The sequence below is a fragment of the Bacteroides sp. HMSC067B03 genome (genome assembly GCF_001811315.1).
GTDB lineage: Bacteria > Bacteroidota > Bacteroidia > Bacteroidales > Bacteroidaceae > Bacteroides > Bacteroides faecis.
Genome location: NZ_KV804468.1, coordinates 1 through 423, shown reverse-complemented (window position 1 = coordinate 423; position 423 = coordinate 1). Strand labels below are relative to the sequence as shown.

The 423-nt window shown below is 45.9% G+C and carries 1 pseudogene; it reads right to left on the bottom strand.

What is annotated here, in order from left to right:
• Positions 1-423 (bottom strand): annotated as a pseudogene (locus HMPREF2794_RS23895) (ATP-binding protein); the annotation flags it as partial.

The following is a 423-nucleotide window of genomic DNA, read 5'->3' as shown; positions in this document are numbered from 1 at the left end:
TTCTTTTAAAGCTGTCACGTTTCACGTCATAGGCTGTTTTTCCTTCCACCTCGCGTCCGTCCACATGAGAGATGAAGACAAATATCTTTCGCGGATACTTCTTGCGCAGGCGGATTATTTCGGTGGCTTTCGCTCCCCCTTGCTGCTCGAAATATTGTATGGAGTCTATCATTATCACGTCCGGGCTGCGTTGCTTTGACAGGTATTCGTCCAGTTCTGTGATGGTGGCTTCATCCGAATAGATTATATTATTCGTTTTACTATGAATGCCGACACTAAGAACGGAATTCACGAAGTCGTCGCACGCGCCCATTTCAAGTGTTAAATAAAGAACCCGAAGCCCCATTTCATCAAATTTGCGTGCCAGCTGCAGAGCGAAAGAACTTTTTCCTTGTCCCGACTTTCCGTAAATGATCCAGCAAC